We start from the raw sequence: 17,761 nt of genomic DNA on the forward strand, positions 1-17,761 counted from the left end.
GACGAGCCTTCGTGCCCCCATCGAGATCCTAGCGGCTAGCCTACTTGGGCTTCCACTCCCGTGCCAGACGCTGGGCCTCGGCGATCTGATTTGGAGTCATACTCTCAGCGATTATATCCCTCAACTTGATGCTAATCTGCTGTAGGTCGCCTCTGGCGCGAGAGGCTGAGAGGTTCATCCACTTGTGTGCCTCGACGAAGTCTTGAACGACACCGTGACCTTGGAAGTATAGATACCCCAAGTAATGTTGGGCGTCGGAGTTTCCTTGTTCCGCGGATTGGCGATACAGTACTGAGGCACGTGAGTAGTCCAGCTCCACCCCTTTGCCCTCGTCGTACATCCTGCCCAGCCAGAATGCGGCCTGGCCATTTCCATGCGCCGCAGCCTTCTGGTACCAGTTAATCGCTTCGGCGAGATTAGCCGACACTCCTTTCCCGAGCTCGTACATTTTTCCTAGGGTCCCTTCGGCTTCACTTTCGCCTTGAGCAGCCGCCAATCGGTACCAAGCCGCTGCCCGTGTGTAGTCCTTTGGTACACCATAGCCGAGCCCATATAGCCTACCAAGTGCCATCTGAGCACGAGGATTTCCTTGGTCGGCGGATTTGCGAAACCACCTCGATGCTTCTTGGAAGTCTTGTTGCACGCCGCGCCCGTCACAGTACAATCCACCCAAAAGCCCCTGGCTTTCACTATCGCCCTGGTCCGCTGCTTTGCGAAACCACTTGGCAGCCAGGCTGAAGTCCTGGGGGACACCTTCTCCAATGTAAAACAACATGCCCAGACTCGACTGAGCAGGAATGTGCCCCCGTTCGGCCGCTTTGAGAGTCCAGTTGTACCCTTCAGCTGTATTCCCTTCGAAGAAAAAGCGCGCCCCCAAGGCCACCTGGGCCTCCAGGTTTCCCTCTTCTGCCCGGCGCGTGATCTCGTCCTTGGGTGACGAACTGCCGATCGGCTTTTGTCGCTCTGGTGGCTGCCCGCCCGTTGCCATCACGACAGTCAGAATGATCATCAAGTAGATCTTAAATGCCATCGTAGGGCTCCTAACACAAAGAACACATAAGTAGACCTGCCTGACATCGGCGGTTTCAGCGGTGCGCTTTATGCCTGTCTCCGCCGTATTTCCGGGATTTCGACCATCTTCAGACATGGTGCCGACTTCATTCCGGTCGCCTGATCCTGACATTGAGGACTGATTTGTTGCGACTCCTCCGGCCGGCACGAAGGTGGCCTTTCGCGCCGACCACGTGCACGGCTTCTCCCCCCAGAAGGTCTCGGCACCTCCTCTTCTCAGAGTCGGCAACCTGCCTCAGCTCTTCTCATGAGGGGGATTGTCGATCGGCACCATGAGAATTGTTGCATCGGCGCTGGCAGAAGGAGATTCTGGAGCTAGGACAACGCCCCTTGTCCTGCTGATAATATCCAGTACAGGTCCGATGAGCCTAAAGGCGAGGCCGGGACGGATTGCCAAGTCGGAGTTCTCGGCAGGGTGCCTTGCTGATCTCATTCGGTGTCCCCAGCCGTTCGGTCAGGTTTTTGGCTAAGTTGTGCCTTTCATTCCGCCTAGATCGCAGTTGAAATCTTGACTGTGAGGAGTGATGCCGCTATACCTGAAGTCGCGTCTGCCAGTTAGGCTGGCAATGCACTGCATGACCTTGACCCATTTCCAATTCGCCGCGATCGCTTCACTGCTCATTCTCTTCGGAGTCGAATCGCAGGCGCAGTATATTAGGGGTCCACGGGGTGGGTGTTACACGGTAACAAGGAGCGGCAACAAGCGATACGTCGACCGGTCAATGTGCGACCCTGCGCCGCCACAACACTCGGCCCGTAGGCCTCTGTCCGGCACTGGAGGCTCCGAAGCGAGTATCTCATCCCCCTCAAGCAAGTACGTCCGAGGACCGCGTGGAGGATGTTACACTCTTGGCGCCGGCGGCCGAAAACGATATGTGGATCATTCCCTCTGTGAGGGCGCAGCTGAGGTCACCGGTCAGCCTCTTTCTGCTGGTGCCTCCGCGCTCCAGAGTAGGGAGGCTCACCCAAGGACCTCATCGCGGTACATCCGCGGGCCTCGAGGCGGCTGCTACACGGTCTCGCCGAGTGGGAGGAAGCGCTACGTCGATAGGTCGATGTGTGACTAGAGCACTTGAGGCCGAATCGTGCGTAAGCCATCCTGTTGCCGGGCGCAACAGAATGGCTCGAAGGGACCTATGGACCACTTAAGTTCTCCGGTGCTGAAACGTCGAATATCTATCGTCACCATCGGAGGCACGCCGACAAAACGGATTTGAACGAGTCGCCGATCACCAGAATCGACCGCGCGGCGAAGCTATTGCCGGGTGACCGCTTCAATGCCTGGCACGCAGCTGTGTCATCGACTGCCTCGCGCAAAGCAAGTGCACGCCAGTCGGCCTGAATCTTCCAGTCGCCATTGAGCTGGATGCCTCGAGACAGTCCATTAAGTGCGGATTCTCACCAAGTCAGCCGATTGATTCCCTAACTATGGGAGTTCCTTCGCCGCGAACCGGCTCGGCGCTCCGATGAGTATCATCATCATTTATCGGACACATCCATTCCGAAACCGCTTTCTGCAAGGTGAAGACCAAGAGCTTGCTTACACGGCTGAGCCGCAGCGTATGAAGGAGCTCGTATGGGTACCCCATGAAGCTCGGCGTATTGACTGTCACGCAATCCGGGTGCCAGGATCACCTTGCAGCTATCGGGATCGACGGAAAGTAAATGTAAGTCGAAGAGCGTGTGAAGGTCCGCTCGGAGGAGAAGTCCATTTTGCACAGAGTTTGTGTGACGGCCGCGGTACGGCCGAATATGTGCCGCTTCCAGCACAGATTCAACTTGGCATCCGGTGATCGCGCATCGGCGCTCATAGGCCGCCATCAAGGCGTTTCGAAAGTCCCCCCGACCTTGACGACGAACGATCAACGTCAGGGCCCTTCGTCTGGCATCCGTTGTGTCCAGAGGATCGAACTCGTCATCGATTTCTAATTGCCGTCGTGAATCATCGAGCAGCGAGCGAGTTTCACCGGAGAACCAGACAGACCTAAACAAACGGCCTGAAGCTGATGACAGACGTCGAAGCTGGCGGAAGGATTGGCCAAAATCGGCCGGAAGGCGTACGGCACTGCCCAGAAATGAGATCTCACGGAGAACACCTGTTATGTCGATTTCTCTCAGTGGTTCTGCCGTTCCAGGTACGGTGGCAATATGATATTCGGCATCCCATGAAGTAGGCCAGTTAAGGCTCGCTTCCTCACGTGACATTATGCGGTCAACAACGAGCCGTGACACTAGAAAGAGTCGCCTTTGATGGATGGTGACGACCCAAACAACGTCATTCTCGGCCAGTCGATTGTAAGCGTCTCACCACCCCACCTTGACAAGCCCGCGGACGCGGGCCTATCTCCGCTTGGCAGCCCAAGCAATCGGTGTCAGTTCCGGCATCTTCTGGATGCTTACGTCGTTCAAGCCCGGTAGTACGGCAGCGAGGTATTCTCGGATCGGCACGCCCAGCCGCCTGCAGGTTTCTACCACCGACAGAATCGCCGCCACCTTCGGCCCCGCCTTTGCGCTTCCCAGGTGGATCCAGTTCTTCCGGCCAAGGGCGATCGGCCGCATCGAATTCTCCGCCAGATTGGTGCTCAATTCCACAACCGGATGCTCCAGGAAACACACCAGTTTCGGCCACAGCCCCAGCGTGTACTTCGCCGCCTGGCCCAACTTGCTGGACGGCAATGCTGCTCCCATCGCCGACTCGACCGCCCCCTTGATCTTGTCCACCTGCGGACGCGCACGCCTCTGCCGCAACTCATTCCGCGCGGCCACGTCCAGGCCCTCGGCCCGCGCTTTCGCGTCAATCCCAAACAGTTCATCCATCAGCCGCACGATGCCCTCGGCGATGTGTTCGTCCGGGCTCAATTTGTGCGCTTCGTAGAATCCACGCCTCGAATGAGCCCAGCAACAGGCATGCACCATTTTCGGCCCGCCCACTTTTTCATAGGCAATGTAGCCGTCGGTTTGCAGAATACCTTCGTATTGCCCAAGGAATTGCTTCGGCCCTTCGCGCCCTCGCCCTAAACGGAAATCGAAGATGACTCCACCGCCCGGTTGACCGTACTGCCAAAGGTAGGCCTGATGGTTGTGCCCCCGGCCATCGTGCATCTGCACACCCACTGTCGTTTCGTCCGCTTGGATATAGCCGCCGGAAAGCACTTCCCGGCCCATTGCACCGACGATGGGAATCAGGGATTCACCGACTCTCATCACCCATCCGTCGAGTGTTGCCCGTGTGAGATCCAGCCCTGTCTCGCGCTCCAGAATCACGCTCTGCCGGTACAAAGGAAGGTGATCACAATATTTTCCGACCACTGTGTCGATCACCACCCGGTCGCTAACCAACCCTTTGTCGATGATCCGCTCCGCCACCGGAGCCATGGCCACTCCGCCCTGTGGGCAGTGGCGGCAGGCGCGCTTTTCGCGCTTCGTCACCGCCACGAAATACTTGGCCGGCTCCACGTCGAGCTGCTCGCTTGCGTCGTATCCGATTACGTCCATCACCTGCCCACAGTGGCCGCAATGACACCGCTCAGGAGCGCACGGAATAACCGTTTCCACTCGTGGCAGGTGGGCGGGCAACTCCTGCCGTCCTGGATGCTTCTTCTGGTAGCGTGGCCTTGCCGGCGCTTGCGGCGGCTGGCGCTGGCTCTCGGCCTGCACCTCCTCGCGGCTGACGCCCGGCTCCAGTTCCAATAGCTTCAACTGCGCATCGCTCAGCTTCTCGCTGGCCGGTCCATATTTCTTCAACCGCTCCAGCCGCAACTGTTCCTCGAGCGACTGAATCCGCAGATTGGCCCACTGCAGCTTGCGCTTCAATTCGGCGACTTCGGGAGAGTCGGGAGCAGTGGGTGGGATGAATTCAATGCTCACGGGGAATAAACCAATTATACCTGCTTATGGTTGATTGTGTCGTAATTGCTGTCAATATTGCGTGGGTTCTGCCGCTCAACGCCGTCATCCGGGACCATCTTTCGGAACCAGGCGCGGCGGCGGCTGCCGGCCAGGTCGATCCCACCCAGCAAGAGGGCCAGTTCCTCGGAGCTCAACACCACCTTGACCTCATTGCCATCGGCGGCGGGCCACCAAAACCGACCTTTCTCCAGGCGTTTCGTGCAAACCCAAAGCCCGCTGCCGTCCCAGATGAGAAGCTTCAGGCGGTTCCGTTGCGCATTCGAGAACAGGAAGACGTGGCCGCTCAAGGGCTCCAACTGGAGCCGGTCGCGCACGAGTCCGAAGAGTCCTTCGAAGCCCTTGCGCATATCGGTCGCGCCGGCGGCAAGATAGATGCGGGTGGCCGGACCCCAGGAAAACATGCTCAATTGAGCTCCAGTGCCTGCAGTAATTGGCGCAGGGTCTGAGCATCGAAGCCGATGCCAATCTCGATGCGCCGGCCCGCGGCCAGGGCGATCGCCAGGCCGCTGCCGTTGCGCTGGCAGCGAGACTGGCTAGGCTCGGCGACTTCCACAGCGACCAAGCGGCAGTTGGGTGCCGATGAGGAACGAGGATCATTGCGTTGCCGCTCGCGATACCGGCCGAACGTCGACAGACTCATGTGATGGAGTTGGCAGAACTCCCGTTGAGTAAGCCCACTGGATTCAAACTCGGCCAGTAACTGATCCGCCTCCGCCCGCGTCCGGCGACGCCGCAACTTTCCATTCCATCGCTGTTCATGCATGAGCCCACTGAATCATGCTCAGCAACTTGGGGATAGATGGGATGCTGAGACGCTTACAGTCGATTGAAATGGGAGCTTCCAGCATGCTCTATCGGCGTGCCTCTGGCCATACTCTCAAAAGTGTCGTACTTCCACGAAGTAACATATTCTGTGCGGCACATGGATTCTGGTTCCGGCAATGAGACGAATGCCCATTTTGTGCGATCAATGCCCGCCAGTGGGTCTACTCCTCGGGAACAAAGGAGGGATTTCGCCCATTCCCCCAGTGCCGCCATCATTGCCTCGTCGGGCTGGAATCTGGCGTTAAGGCACTTCTCTATCGCAAGCCTTGTCCGGTTGCCGTCGAAACTGGCGCCTACGTGCAGGTCTTTGCGAGCTGCCTCGTAGCGAGGCAGTGTCATTCTTCCTAGCCCAACAAACTTGGATGGGCCGAACGATCCTGAAACCGGATCAAACACCCAGTAGCGCGTCCCAGTGAGAAGACTGCGCACAGTTTCGGCATGCTGTGATGCTTGCGCCGCGAAGCCATACATCGACGTTCGAATCTCGTCGGCCGAAGTGACGAGTGAGAGTTCCGTGCCCATTGAAGGAAGTTGAATCATATCGTTTGCGCTGCGCCAACCCCATTTTAGGGCATGCGCACGCGTGGACCTGAGGCTTGAGTGAAATGGCGAGAACTGATCGATAGGGAGGGGCAATGCGGTCCGATTGCGGCTACTTACTGCTGGGCACGTATCAATGTATCAACGATTGACGGGCGACAGTTAGAACTCCCGGCCTCCTCTCGGAACTGACGCCGTCGAATGCCCGGGTGCCGGCAACCAAGCCTACTGATTATAGTCGTCAAACTCACGCTCTCCGAAGTGTCCACATATTCGCCAATTGGAGAAGTGTTTCAATCGCCCTGGTGGACACTTCGGGCTGGACGGTCGGGTCCAGATGTTTAAGTAACGCCGGGCTTCGGCGAAGGCATAGTGGCAATGGGAGTAGCCCGCACCGAGTCGCGAAATGCCTATCGAGCCGCCGTTTGAAGTGGTCTTGCCTGCCTCTTCGCACACGATTGGAGTCCCGCTACGACGAGTCATCGACCAGCCATGAAGAGCCCCATGGCCATATGCTCCGAGGACCCCGATGCAGCTCCTGTGCTTCGGAGGGCAGTTTGAGCTGCTACCAATCGTGCGATCGGCACACGGTAGGGCGAGCAGGACACGTAGTCCATGCCGACCTGGTAGCAGAACTCGACGGAGCTCGGGTCACCGCCGTGCTCGCCGCAGATTCCGATTTTCAGTTCCGGGTTGGTGGAACGGCCGAGGTCGACTGCCATCTTGATCAGCTTGCCGACGCCTTCGCGATCGATGACGCCGAACGGGTCGTTCTTGAAGATCTTCTTCTCTTCGTACTCCTTCGAGAACTTCGTATAGTCGTCGCGGGAGAGGCCCATTGTGGTCTGCGTCAGGTCGTTGGTACCGAACGAGAAGAACTCGGCTTCGGTGGCCACGCGATCGGCGGTGAGAGCGGCACGCGGGATCTCGATCATGGTGCCGATCATGTACTTCTGCTTCTTGAGGCCAGCCTTGCCCAGAACCTCCTCGGCAATGGCCTTTACGATCTTCTTCTGGTTCTTGAGTTCCTCGACGCCGCCGATGAGCGGAATCATGACTTCGGGAATGACCGTCTTGCCTTTCTTCGCGACCTGAACAACGGCTTCGAAGATGGCGCGCGCCTGCATTTCAGTGATCTCGGGATAGGTGATACCGAGACGGCAGCCGCGGTGGCCGAGCATGGGGTTGAACTCATGCAGCTGTTCGACGCGGTGCAGCAACTGGGGCAGCACGGTCTTGAGCGACTTCACGTCGGGCGCGAAGTTCTTGTAGCGCGACAGCATTTCCTTCTTGGTCTTGATGTCGGCGGTGGGCAGCTTGGCGAGGTCGACCATCAGCTCTTCGCGCTTGGGGACGAACTCGTGCAGCGGGGGATCCAGGGTGCGGATGACGACCGGGAAGCCGTTCATGGCTTCGAACAGGCCGGCGAAGTCCTTGCGCTGCAAGGGCAGCAGCTTGGCGAGCGCCTTGGTGCGATCCTTCACGTTGTCGGTGAGGATCATGGCCTGGACGTGCGGCAGACGGTCTTCGGCGAAGAACATGTGCTCGGTGCGGCACAGGCCGATGCCTTCGGCGCCGAACGCACGGGCAGCCTTGGCGTCGCGGGGGATGTCGGCGTTCGCACGAACACCGAACTTGCCGCGGAACACGTCGGCCATCTTCATGAACTTGGCGAAGACGGGCGAATTGGGATCGGGATCCTTGGTGGCAGCCTGGCCGAGATAGACTCCGCCGGTGGCGCCGTCGATGGACACCCAGTCGCCTTCCTTGATGGTGACGGTCTTGTCGGCCATCTTGACGGTTGCGACCTTGCCGTGCTCGTTGATCGAGAGGGCGCCGCAGCCGACGACGCAGGGGACACCCATGCCGCGGGCCACAACGGCCGCGTGGGAGCTCTTGCCGCCGACGGCGGTGAGGATGCCCTTGGAGGCGTCGATGCCGTGGATGTCGTCAGGAGTGGTCTCTTTGCGGATGAGGATGACGGGCGACTTCGCCGACATCACAACAGCGTCTTCCGAAGTGAAGGCCAGGCGGCCGACGGCTGCGCCGGGGGAGGCGTCGATACCGGTGGCGAGCTTGCTGAGGGACTTCAGGGAAGCGGAGTCGAACACGGGGTGCAGCAGCTGGTCGAGCTGGGCCGGGGCAACGCGCATGACGGCGGTCTTTTCGTCGATGAGGCCTTCGGTCACCATGTCGACGGCCACCTTCACAGCGGCCGGGCCGGTGCGCTTGCCGTTGCGGGTCTGCAGCATCCAGAGGACACCTTCCTGCACGGTGAATTCGAATTCCTGCATGTCCTTGTAGAACAGCTCCAGCTTCGACGTGATGTCGCGGAGCTGGCTGTAGACGTCCGCGTTCCAGTCCTTGAGTTCGGAGATGGGGGACGGGGTGCGGATGCCGGCGACGACGTCTTCGCCCTGGGCGTCGACAAGGAATTCGCCGTAGAACACCTTCTCGCCGCTACCGGGGTCACGGGTGAAGCCGACCCCGGTGGCGGAAGTGTTGCCCATATTGCCGAACACCATCGCCTGGATGTTGCAGGCGGTGCCGAGACGATCGGAGATCTTCTCCATCTTGCGGTAGTAGGACGCCTTGGGCGCCCACCAGGACATAAACGCGGCGTTGCGGGAAAGCAGCAGTTGCTCGTGGGCATCCTGCGGGAAGTCGCGCTTGGCGTACTTCTTGAAGACCTTCTTGAACTCTTCGGCGATGATCTTGAGGTCGTCAGCGGTCATCTGGCTGTCGAGCTTGTACTTCTTCTTCGCCTTGAAGGTATCGAAGGCATGATCGAAGTGCTCCATCTCGACGTTGAAGGCCACTTCGCCGAACATCTGGATGAAACGGCGGTAGCAATCATACGCGAAGCGGGGATTGCCGGTCTTGTCGGACAGGCCCTTGGTGGTCTTGTCGTTCAGGCCGAGGTTGAGAATCGTGTTCATCATGCCGGGCATGGAGAACTTCGCGCCGGAGCGCACGCTCAACAGCAGCGGATCCGCCGCATCGCCCAGCTTCTTGCCCATCAGGGCTTCCAGCTGATCCAGAGCTTCCCAGATCTGTTCGTCGACTTCCTTCGGCACCCTCTTGTTGTTGTCGAAGAAGACGTTACACACGTCGGCGATGATGGTGAAACCACCGGGCACCGGCACGCCCGCTCGGCACATGGAGGCAAGGCCTGCGCCTTTGCCACCGAGCGAGTCTTTCATCGTGCCGTCACCCTCAGCCGTACCACCACCAAAGAAGTAAACGCATTTGGAATTGCCATACGCACGGCCTGTATCAGCAGCTCCTTGAATGGCAGATTCCCAATCGACGACTGTCAGCGCATTGCTGAGGGCCAGTTTCTTTGAGAGTCTGCTCGCCCTCAAGAATAGCCCTAGATCCATCATCCGGGAAAGTCTGCGGATGAATTCACTAGATAGCTCTAATTCTGCGACGACTGCCTCACTCAGGAACATTAGGATCTCAATTAGTAGCGCTTCCTGCAGCTCTTGTGTCAGAATCGCCGTAAGGTACTGAGCTCTCTTGGTTCGAAGGTACTCCTTCTCGACATATTCTTCCAGGAGTTTCTGATCAGTGAACAAAACATCACACTGAAGCATGCCTAGGCCAAAATTGGCAACACGACTAATGTTGACTTGTAACTGCGTAGTTACATCCGTGATGACATTGAACTCGTACAGCATCCCGTCATGGAGATAAACCGCGATTCCTGCCGGGTTCATAAGGCTAATGATACGGAATTGACAATCAGAAGGCGAGGCGCTCATGAGTTATCTCCCAGATTGATCTGCAAATTTGGGAAGTACGCACTGAGTAGCTCATAATCTAGGCGAGCCGATCTCGCGACAGGCCCGTTCGCTGCAGCACCATACCGAAAGCGCGGCGAAACCACAACACTCTTAAACATACTACTCTTTACGGATTTAGCAATTTGAGCTTCAATAAACTCATCTGAAAACTTATCCCCTTGTGAAGTTAAAAGGACTCTAGCAAGGCATTTGAGACTGACATCCGTAAGCTGCTGCATATCGCGGATGTGTTTTACAACGGCAAGATGGGCCACGGTCGATCGAACTGCCCGGGTACCAGGTGGAACGTGAACAGAAACAGCCGCTCCATTCTGGGAAAAGTATACAAAAGAATTTCTCTCAAGAAATGAGACGACATTGGCGATCATATTCATGTGAATATAGACGCAGCACGGTCCATATGAAAAAACACCATCGGTCCCAAGATTCAACGCCCCAAATACTAAGCTCTCGCCGTCGGTCCCAAAAACAATATTGTCAATTCCCTTCCGCTTTGAGTGCCATTCTCTGGGGTATTTCTCAAGGAGCTGCGCCTGGATGAGGTCATGCAGGTTTGCATATCGCAAGCGCTCTGATTGAAGCATCGATATCAGCACTCCAGGCTCCATATTAATAGAAACGCCTGTTTTTTTCTTAATCAGTTCTACGACCCCCGAAAGTCTAATCCACAGAGCGGGGTCTGTGCATTCGATTTGCTCTCGACACCGCTCGAAACGTGCCGTGAGATGGGGCTCATCATCCATCGCCAAGGCAATATTGGACGGCGTGTTGGTTCGCTTACGACGAGGAGTGGGCATCGCTATCGTCTTAGCATATCGCGCATCAACCTGCGCGCATCGTCATACACATCACCTTGCAGAGGAGGCGCTTCGCACTTCGGAGGCTAGCATTGCAGTAGATTGATTCGTTGCTGTGCTATCCCAGCTGTATTGACAGTATAGCCCCTCGGGAGATTTGGCCTTGTGGGAATTGGCTCTGCCAAAGCGTAATGACTCGGTGTGCCACGAGTTGAGCGAGCATCAATTTTGAGTGACGGTTTGACCCGGGCCGTGTGACTTCTGCGCATTGTGTCCGTGGATTGTGGATCTTACTGGACTCCAGCCGGTACGAGGCCGGTGCACACTGAGGTAATGCCTGGGCATTGCGAATGCTCGGAGAGCAGTGCTCCTCGAGGGATTGAAGAAGCAATCACCATCGGGTGTCTGGGGGTGCGGTCAGCGGATTTGATCGGCTCTGTCAATCGTCTCCTTCGGAACCTCATGCTTGCCTTTCCGTGTGCCGATAAGAGCGGCAGGACCTGCCGGTGTGAACAGGCTGACAGCGAGCCGGCACGGCTCTCGAGACATCACTTCAGTACCACGACTGCGGTGATCGAGCAACGTATGATATCGGACGCATCAATTGAGCCCATGAATTCCACCTTGCAGGAGGTCTATGCAAGAGCTTGGGATGAACTAAGTGGCTTGCGAAACTAAAAGAAGGGGTCTCTTGGCCCCACCTGATCAAGGTGCCTCAGGCGTATGGCGGCACGGGTAAACGGTTGTTGATTGTCGGCCAGCAGACGTTCGGCTGGTCGAGCGATGTCGACAAACGCGCGAGTGATCCAATCGAGTGGCTAATGGACAACTATGATCGGTTCGCCCTCGGCCGCGAATACTGGGCCAGCCCGTTTTGGCAGGCCGCTCACCAGTTGAACGAGAAACTTAATCCTGAGTCTTCAGCGGCTTCCTTTCTGTGGTCCAACCTGATCAAGGTCGATCAAGATGGCGAACGGCCCACTCAAGAAGTAGAAGAGGCCGTCTGTGCCCTTCGATTGCTGCCCACCGAGATTGAGATTGTTTGTCCCGATGTGGTCGTGTTCTTCACCGGCCCGAGGTACGACGACCGGTTGCGCGCATCGTTCGATCTGTTGAGACTGGTTGAAACCGACAAAACGTTCTCGCGAGTAATTCATCCGGCACTCCCGCACCACTCATACAGAACACCGCACCCCAAGTACTTGCGACTCTCAAAACAGTCGGACACCCTGACAAGACTGGCCGATCGAGCAAACCAGGTGGGACCGCAAGATAGCCGACTCTGCTGCCGGGGTCTCAAGGACCTCGTCAGGTTCACCAGGTGATCGCCCACCGCGACAAGGAGTGTACATTTACCTGGCACGCGTGGCAGATGGCGAGCGCAATAAAACCTGGCTCGAATTCGCCACAGCTCGAGAGACCAATCTGCTGGCGGGACAAGGATCAGATTAGATGGGGCTTAATGCCAATCTCTAAGCGGTGACAAGGATCGATGAAATGGACAGGCGATTGTCCAGTGACCCCCAGAATCCGTGGTGAAACCGACACCATCCGGAGGGAACGTAATGACATATATATGTATATACGGTAGGGCGGTTGCAGGTCGAGCCGAGGCCCAGACCGCTGGAACAGCCCAGGGATGCTCATTTGTCACGGTGGGTTGCCGCGCCGAGCGCACCGATGCCCTTATCTGGCATCCCTGTGATCTTCTCGGTCGTGAATCCCGGTAGATCTGGGCACGGTTGTTTCTCGGAAACGGCTAGGTTATCAGGCGAGTGCGCTGCTCCCTCTCCCCAAAAGGTCCGCCAAATTGCTCCACAGCCGGCCTTGCTGGTTGAACCAACGGTGGGGTGGGGCTCTCCTGGCGGCCGGGTGAGGCCTGCTCGTTGAGTTGCACACGACTACACGAAGTGTCGTCCGTACTTGAGTCGTATCCAACAGTGGGACGCCAAAGTGCGGTGTCGAACCCGCATGCGGTCTTCATCGTCCCGTCCCTGGAGAAGTTGCAGTAGAAACTCAGCAAACTTCCGAGCAGTGCAGTTCAGCTCAAGGTCGGCTGCCGGGACAGTGATGGCCTCACAAAACGCAATCCGGAATTGGATCGGAGACAAGATACTTGGCGATCCGAATGCGAGCCACGCTGCAACGCGAGCGAATCGCCTAGGCGAGGCGCCAGCGACGAGGCGTCTGTAGTCCCGGCGAATCTCCGCCCTCTCCGCCAGTCCAAGCCCTTGAGATTGAAGAGTTTCATCACCGAGTTTCCGCCATCTTTCCCGTCGTGCCATGTCGAGAGCAGCGGATCTCGGTGCGTTGTCCTGTCCACCTGATTGCCCGATGTTTGACCCCGCCCGAGTGGGCGCCCTGGCTCCATCCCTCCGAGCTTGCCAGTCGGATGCTCCGATTCGACCTGATTGCGGACCCCGGTCCCAATCGGCACCACCCATATGGGACCTCTTTCCTTCTTCATGCGATGGGTTGAATCGTGAGTGGATGACGGGTGCCGGATCACCAGTGCCTTCATCTTCGAGCCCCTTTATTCTCTTTCGGTGATCGTTGGAGTTGTGCGCTGGCTCTGGACTCTGCGGGGTTTGCCCCACCTCACCCCTCAGGTTCGGCCGCGGCCTGGAAATCTCAGTGCCGGTCTTTCGTTCTCTCGATTGCCGCTGCTCCTGCTGGGAGCCCTTGTCGAAACCACCTGATTTCGACAGGGCTGGTTTGGGTATGAGAAACAGTTGTCTTTCCTTCATTATCCTGGCCCCTCCTGGTGAGGGTTTTCGACAAGGCCTGGTCGTTTAGCAGTTCGTCTGACCGCAGAAGGGTGGACTCCGAGCTCGTTTGCGATTCGTGACCAGGACCATCCGGACTTCCGGAGGTCGGCGACCACATCCCGGCGTAGTACCGTCGGCCGCCGGCCAAGGCGCTTACCTTCCCGCCTGGCTCGGTCGAGGCCGGCTTTCACCCGCTCCTGGATCCTGATCCTCTCCTGCTTGGCCAAAGTCGCTAACAGGGCCACTATGGCGTCGCTGAACACCCCTGCCGAGTCAAGGTAGGCCTCTGTGTAACTCCGGTAGGCCACGCCCCACTGAGCGAGCTGATTTAGAATCTGAAGCGTCTTCAGGGCGCCCTCACGGGAGAGGCGGTCCAGGGACCAGAAGAGCAAGAGGTCGAACTCCCGGCGGGAAGCGGCGTCTAGCATCGAACGAAACTGTGGACGAGTTGATTTGGAGCCGGACTCGAAGTCGGAGTACTCGGAGGTGATCTCCCACCCCTGGGCTTGAGCGAAGCGACGGAGGTCGGCGAGTTGGTTGTCGGGCGATTGGCCCTTGTCGTCAGTGGAGACGCGGGCGTAGAGGGCTGCACGCGGAATCGTCATGGCTCAGATCCCCGACAACATGAAGTGAAACATCAGCATGGCGGTTGCACAGTGCCAGGCTATGGATCCGACGGCGTGAAGCGCCAAGATTGCGATTGAGGCCCACGTCTCGGTTGAGATTTGGGTGAGGTTCATTTGGGACATCCTTCCCTTCGAAGGGAGGCTGTTCCACTACAGTCCAATGAGATGCTGTCAGGAATGCTTCATTCCGAGTTGAGGCGAACTCCACCGGGCCATCTTGAGCGTGGAATTGGAACGGAACGGAACAGGTCTGACTACGGGAGGGCTCGTAACTAACAGAAAAAATGGTGGCCAGGGACGGACTTGAACCGCCGACGCCGGCCTTTTCAGGGCCGCGCTCTACCAACTGAGCTACCTGGCCATCGGCTAAACAGTAGTCTAGCAAACCACGGCCCCCATCCGCATCTTTCGCGCCTGTTATTCGTTCCTCAGCGAGGTCGCAGGATCGATCCGAACGGCCCGCCGCGCAGGCAGCCAGCACGCCAGCAGGCTCACCACCAGCAGCGTTGCGCCAATCGCCGAAAACGTCACCGGATCATTGGGCTGCACCTGGTACAACAGGCTCGACAGGAACCGGCCCAGGGCCAGCGCCGCCGCCAGACCCACCGCCAGCCCAATCACGGCGAGCAAAGCCCCGCTGCTCATCACGTTACCCTGCACCTGGCCCGGAGTCGCACCCAACGCCATCCGTAGGGCCAACTCCCGCGTTCGCCGCGCCACGCCATACGCCACCACCCCCGATACCCCCAGTCCGCCCAGGATCAACGCCAGCACCGCGAAGGCGGCCATCAGTCCGGTTCTCAGCTTCGGCTGCGCCGCATCGGCTGCCACGATATCTGACATCGATCGGATTTTGAACAACGGCTGATCCGGGTCAATCCGCCGCACCGCCGCACGCAGCGGGCCGGCCATGGCCAGCGGATCACCCGAAGTGCGGACCATCAGCACCATCGTGGGCCACAGATACCAGGACGAGTGCATATACATCGTGGGCGGTGGTTCCGCGCCCAGTCCGGAGTGCCGCACGTCCGCCGCAACGCCAACTATGGTAAAGACTTGGCCGTTCCCCAGGTGAACCTGCTGCTGAACCGGATCGGTCCCCTCAGGCCATAGCCGGCGGGCCAGCCCCTCGCTGATCACCATCGGCTTCTGTTCAAAACTGTCTGATTGCGAGAAGAACCGCCCGCGCCGCAGTTCCACGCCCATCGTCTCCAGCGCCCCGGGAGACAGGATGCGCCACGACGCCTGCCGCCCTTTGTCCTGCGGCTGCGGTGCGGCGGAACCCGCCGTCACCGACATGCTGGTGTCGTCGCCGCTCATCGGAGTCGTGCTGGTCAGCCCCGCCGCAGTGATGCCGGGCAGTGCCTGGATCTCCGGCAGCAGCCGCCGGTAAAACGCCGCCGCGTGATCCTGCGTCGGGTACTTCGACTCCGGCAGGTTGATCGAGGCCACCAGCAGGTGATCCGGCCGGAACCCAAGCTGTGCATCCTGCAGCCGGGCCAGGCTCTGCAGCAGCAAAGCCGTGCCGATCACCAGCACCGTCGCAATTGCCATCTGGCCAACCACCAGCGATTGCCGCAGCGGATGGCGGCCCGAGTGCGTTCGTCCCGTCTGGCGCAGGGTCGAATTCAAGGCGGACCTGCTCACCAGCCAGGCTGGAGCAAGCCCAAACAGCACGGAAGTAGCCAGCGTGACCGCCGACGCAAACAAGAGCACGGGTGATTCCAGTGCCAGAGTTTCCGCCCTGGGGGTACCCGCCGGCAGCAGCCTCTGCAGCCCCACCAAGCCAACCGCCGCCAGCAACAGGCCGGCGCTACCGCCACTTACCGCCAACACGATGTTCTCCGTCAGCAGTTGCCGCATCAGCCGGACCCTGCTCGCACCCAGCGCCAGTCGGACACTCATCTCCTGTTGCCGGGCGCTCGCCCGGGTCAGCAGCAGATTCGCAATGTTGGCGCAGGCCACCAGCAGCAGCAGCCCGACGGCCGAGATCAGCACCCACAGGCTGGTCTGCAACTGAGGACCGACGATCCAGTCCAGCGCGGGCACCAGCCGCGTCGCCCACCCGTCATTCGATCCCGGAAACTCCCGTCCCAACTCAGCGCTAACCCGGTTCAAGTCCGCCTGCGCCTCGCTCAGGCTCACACCCGGCTTGAGTCGAGCCAAAACGGTCAGGTAGTGGTTCCCGCGCTCCTCCCTCTTGAGGTCGGGCGCCAGCGGCATCCAGACCTCGATGCGCGACGAGAACCCCATCTGTTGCGGCAGGACGCCCACTACGGTGCGCGCCTGCCCATTCACCCGAATCGTCCGGCCCACCATCGAAGCATCCCCGCCGTAGCGCCGGTCCAGCAACCCCTGGCTGATCATCACCACCTGCGCTCGGCCTGGCTTGTCCTCTTCCGGCACGAAGCCGCGCCCCAGCACCGGCTGGACGCCGAGCGTCGATAGCAGGTTGGCCGAAATCGCCGCGCCATCAGCATGGTCCGGCTCGCCGTCGCCGGTCAATGTCACAGACCGCGATGTGTAGCCGGCCAATTGCGCGAATCCTCGGCTTCGCTGCTGCCACGAAACGAAATCGGGAATCGAGGTTGTGAACTTAGTGATCCCCAGCTTCTCGTAGGTGTTGAAGACCCGCACAATCTGCTCGGGCTTCTCGAACGGCAGCGGCCTCAACAGCATGGAGTGCAGCAGCGAGAAGATCACCGTCGTCGCGCCAATCGCCAGCGCCAGCGTCAGCACCGCCGTCAGGCTGAAACTGGGTGTCTTGCGCAAAGTCCGCAATGCATACCGCACGTCCTGGCTCAGCGCGGAAAACTGCTCCCGCGGAGCCTCCATCAGCACGCCCGTCAGTGCCTCAAACCAGATCCTGAACCGCGCGCCCGACGTCGACGCCGAGCAGTACCGGTCAGAGAACACCATCGACATCTCCCGGCCGTATTCGTCCCGGAACTCGGCGGGATAGAGCCATAACAGGGCGCGAAACAGCGCGTTGTCTGGTTTCTGGTGGGTAGGCATCGTGATCCTCCTTATGCCTCCTGCGGCAGCAACCCGCAGGCCCGCGCATCCGCCAACAGTTGCTCCATCCGGCGCGCCTCGGCCAGCGCCACCTCGCGCCCCAGTGGGGTCAGGTGGTAGTAGCGCCGCCGCTCGTCGTCGTGATCCGGATCCGGCCGCTCGGCCAACTCGTCGATCAACCCCTGCTCCAACAACCGCTTAATGGCCGCATACAGCGTACTCGGGCTCAGCCGCAGCTTGCCCCCCGTACGTTGCTGCACGTCCTGCATGATCGAGTACCCATGCCGGTCACGGTCCGCCAGCGATACCAGGATGTGAAAAGTGTCCTTATGCAGCGGTAGGAACGAATCCGCTCGATATTCCATGACTCACTATAGCCGAATCTGCTATAGCTGCAACTG

12 protein-coding genes and 1 tRNA gene are annotated in these 17,761 nt (G+C 59.0%); 1 reads left to right on the top strand and 12 read right to left on the bottom strand.

Features of this window, described 5'->3' with window-relative positions; translation table 11 throughout:
* Positions 1–40: 40 nt before the first annotated feature.
* The 8 genes from ACR9Y2_RS35000 to ACR9Y2_RS35035 all read right to left on the bottom strand — a co-directional run bounded on the left by ACR9Y2_RS35000 (position 41) and on the right by ACR9Y2_RS35035 (position 10,951).
* Positions 41–1,030: an SEL1-like repeat protein gene (locus ACR9Y2_RS35000; protein WP_435046550.1), complete on the bottom strand. Its 990-nt coding sequence runs from the start codon at positions 1,028–1,030 to the stop codon at positions 41–43.
* Positions 1,031–2,550: 1,520 nt separating this feature from the next.
* Positions 2,551–3,276 carry an HNH endonuclease gene (locus ACR9Y2_RS35005; protein ID WP_435046551.1) on the bottom strand — a complete coding sequence of 242 codons (726 nt, stop codon included), beginning with the start codon at positions 3,274–3,276 and terminating at the stop codon, positions 2,551–2,553.
* A gap of 135 nt (positions 3,277–3,411) precedes the next feature.
* Positions 3,412–4,938, bottom strand: a complete 1,527-nt coding sequence (gene tnpC / locus ACR9Y2_RS35010; RefSeq protein WP_435040429.1) for an IS66 family transposase — start codon at positions 4,936–4,938, stop codon at positions 3,412–3,414.
* A gap of 14 nt (positions 4,939–4,952) precedes the next feature.
* On the bottom strand, positions 4,953–5,381 hold the full coding sequence (tnpB, locus tag ACR9Y2_RS35015) for an IS66 family insertion sequence element accessory protein TnpB (protein ID WP_435044829.1): 429 nt from the start codon (positions 5,379–5,381) through the stop codon (positions 4,953–4,955).
* A 2-nt stretch (positions 5,382–5,383) separates the two neighbouring features.
* Positions 5,384–5,743 (bottom strand): IS66 family insertion sequence element accessory protein TnpA, encoded by a 360-nt coding sequence (gene tnpA, locus ACR9Y2_RS35020; RefSeq protein WP_435040430.1) that lies wholly within the window; start codon positions 5,741–5,743, stop codon positions 5,384–5,386.
* Positions 5,744–5,796: 53 nt separating this feature from the next.
* Entirely contained in the window at positions 5,797–6,327 is a 531-nt protein-coding gene (locus ACR9Y2_RS35025) for a hypothetical protein (protein WP_435046552.1), read from the bottom strand.
* 497 nt (positions 6,328–6,824) lie between these two features.
* The gene (gene ppdK / locus ACR9Y2_RS35030; protein ID WP_435046904.1) at positions 6,825–9,638 is read right to left on the bottom strand and encodes a pyruvate, phosphate dikinase; all 2,814 of its coding nucleotides are present in this window, start codon (positions 9,636–9,638) and stop codon (positions 6,825–6,827) included.
* A 470-nt stretch (positions 9,639–10,108) separates the two neighbouring features.
* Entirely contained in the window at positions 10,109–10,951 is an 843-nt protein-coding gene (locus tag ACR9Y2_RS35035) for a hypothetical protein (protein ID WP_435046553.1), read from the bottom strand.
* Between the two features lie 710 nt (positions 10,952–11,661).
* Here ACR9Y2_RS35035 and ACR9Y2_RS35040 point away from each other — a divergent pair.
* Positions 11,662–12,276 (top strand): hypothetical protein, encoded by a 615-nt coding sequence (locus tag ACR9Y2_RS35040; RefSeq protein ID WP_435046554.1) that lies wholly within the window; start codon positions 11,662–11,664, stop codon positions 12,274–12,276.
* Between the two features lie 1,421 nt (positions 12,277–13,697).
* Here the strand turns inward: ACR9Y2_RS35040 and ACR9Y2_RS35045 are convergent.
* The 4 genes from ACR9Y2_RS35045 to ACR9Y2_RS35060 form a co-directional block, all read right to left on the bottom strand.
* Positions 13,698–14,324, bottom strand: coding sequence for a recombinase family protein (locus tag ACR9Y2_RS35045; protein WP_435046555.1), 627 nt, complete (start codon positions 14,322–14,324; stop codon positions 13,698–13,700).
* A 306-nt stretch (positions 14,325–14,630) separates the two neighbouring features.
* Positions 14,631–14,706 (bottom strand) — tRNA-Phe (locus ACR9Y2_RS35050).
* A 56-nt stretch (positions 14,707–14,762) separates the two neighbouring features.
* Positions 14,763–17,360: an ABC transporter permease gene (locus ACR9Y2_RS35055; RefSeq protein ID WP_435046556.1), complete on the bottom strand. Its 2,598-nt coding sequence runs from the start codon at positions 17,358–17,360 to the stop codon at positions 14,763–14,765.
* 11 nt (positions 17,361–17,371) lie between these two features.
* Entirely contained in the window at positions 17,372–17,725 is a 354-nt protein-coding gene (locus ACR9Y2_RS35060; RefSeq protein WP_435046557.1) for a PadR family transcriptional regulator, read from the bottom strand.
* Between the last annotated feature and the right edge of the window lie 36 nt (positions 17,726–17,761).

The sequence above is a fragment of the Paludibaculum fermentans genome (genome assembly GCF_051172195.1).
Lineage (GTDB): Bacteria > Acidobacteriota > Terriglobia > Bryobacterales > Bryobacteraceae > Paludibaculum > Paludibaculum fermentans_A.

Excerpts from the sequence above, each read along its gene's own strand:
- ACR9Y2_RS35000 (WP_435046550.1), bottom strand. The coding sequence starts at position 1,030 with ATGGCATTTAAGATCTACTTGATGATCATTCTGACTGTCGTGATGGCA.
- ACR9Y2_RS35005 (WP_435046551.1), bottom strand. The coding sequence starts at position 3,276 with ATGTCACGTGAGGAAGCGAGCCTTAACTGGCCTACTTCATGGGATGCC.
- tnpB (WP_435044829.1), bottom strand. The coding sequence starts at position 5,381 with ATGTTTTCCTGGGGTCCGGCCACCCGCATCTATCTTGCCGCCGGCGCG.
- tnpA (WP_435040430.1), bottom strand. The coding sequence starts at position 5,743 with ATGCATGAACAGCGATGGAATGGAAAGTTGCGGCGTCGCCGGACGCGG.
- ACR9Y2_RS35025 (WP_435046552.1), bottom strand. The coding sequence starts at position 6,327 with ATGGGCACGGAACTCTCACTCGTCACTTCGGCCGACGAGATTCGAACG.
- ACR9Y2_RS35035 (WP_435046553.1), bottom strand. The coding sequence starts at position 10,951 with ATGCCCACTCCTCGTCGTAAGCGAACCAACACGCCGTCCAATATTGCC.
- ACR9Y2_RS35045 (WP_435046555.1), bottom strand. The coding sequence starts at position 14,324 with ATGACGATTCCGCGTGCAGCCCTCTACGCCCGCGTCTCCACTGACGAC.
- ACR9Y2_RS35055 (WP_435046556.1), bottom strand. The coding sequence starts at position 17,360 with ATGCCTACCCACCAGAAACCAGACAACGCGCTGTTTCGCGCCCTGTTA.
- ACR9Y2_RS35060 (WP_435046557.1), bottom strand. The coding sequence starts at position 17,725 with ATGGAATATCGAGCGGATTCGTTCCTACCGCTGCATAAGGACACTTTT.